The sequence below is a fragment of the Corynebacterium sp. 20-84 genome, from assembly GCF_053479455.1.
Genome location: NZ_JBRBCB010000024.1, coordinates 1 through 1,359, shown reverse-complemented (window position 1 = coordinate 1,359; position 1,359 = coordinate 1). Strand labels below are relative to the sequence as shown.

At 58.7% G+C, this 1,359-nt stretch carries 1 protein-coding gene; it reads left to right on the top strand.

What is annotated here, in order from left to right; genetic code table 11:
• The first annotated feature begins 25 nt into the window (after positions 1–25).
• Positions 26–1,324 (top strand): IS256 family transposase, encoded by a 1,299-nt coding sequence (locus ACUY2Y_RS11655; protein WP_448326645.1) that lies wholly within the window; start codon positions 26–28, stop codon positions 1,322–1,324.
• Positions 1,325–1,359: the final 35 nt, after the last annotated feature.

Genomic DNA, 1,359 nt, shown 5'->3' with positions numbered 1-1,359 from the left:
CCATGACCCGGCGAGGGTCAACGAGATCAGCGAGAAGCTGATGGAAAATCCTGAGCTCGCCAGCTTGATCAGCGAGCTGTCAACGTCGGCTGATGATGCCAGCGACCTGGTCAAAGGCCTGTTGCAGGCATCGATCAACGCTGGTCTGCAGGCGGAAATGGATGCGCATTTGGGCTACGGACATTCCGACCGTAAAACCAAAGCCCAGGTTGAACCCACACACGGCGGCAATCACCGCAACGGGTCGTACACCAAGACCGTCAATTCTGGCTATGGCGCGCTGGACGTGACCGTGCCCAGGGATCGTGCTGGCACGTTTACCCCGAAGATGGTGCCCAAGGGAGCACGCCGGCTGACAGAGCTCGACGACATGATCGTCTCGCTGTATGCCGGTGGGATGACGGTGCGCGATATTCAGCACCACCTTGCGACCACGCTTGGGGTGGATGTGAGCCCGGATACGATCAGCACGATTACCGATGCGGTGTTAGACGAGGTCATGATCTGGCAGAACCGCCAGCTCGACGAGTTTTACCCGGTGATCTTCCTCGACGCGCTCCGCGTCAAAATCCGTGACGGTCACCGCGTGGTCAACAAAGCCTGCTACATGGCGGTTGGCATCGACATCGACGGCATCAAGCACATCTTGGGATTGTGGATCGCTGAAAATGAAGGCGCCGCATTCTGGGCATCAGTGTGCGCGGATCTGGCCAACCGCGGTGTCCAAGACGTGTTCATCGTCTGCTGCGACGGGCTGAAAGGCCTGCCGGAAGCCGTGGAGGCAACCTGGCCAAATTCCATGGTGCAGACCTGCATCGTTCACCTGATTCGGGCTGCGAACCGGTGGGTGTCCTACCAGGACCGCAAATCTGTCTCCCGGGCGCTGCGTGAGGTCTACACAGCCGCAAACGAGGACACCGCCCGTGCCGGCCTTGATGCTTTCGAGGCCTCAGAATTGGGCCAAAAATATCCGCAGTCGGTCAAAGTCTGGCGCGACGCGTGGGAGCGGTTCATACCGTTTCTGCAGTTCCCGCCGGCGGCACGCCGGGTGCTCTACACCACCAACTCGATCGAATCACTCAACGCTGAACTACGTAAAGCTACCCGTAACCGGGGCCAATTCCCGAACGATACTGCGGCACTGAAGACGCTGTGGCTGATGATCTGCAATATCGAGGACAAGCGCGCCGCCCAGCGAGCGAAGAAAGCGAAACGCGACATCGAATGCAACGGCTATATTGAAGGAGCGAAAGCCACCGGATGGAAACAAGCCATCAACCAACTAGCCGTGGCTTACCCTGACCGATTCGCGGACTACTTGTAAACCAAGCCCCCGCACACAAACAATCGGACACTCTC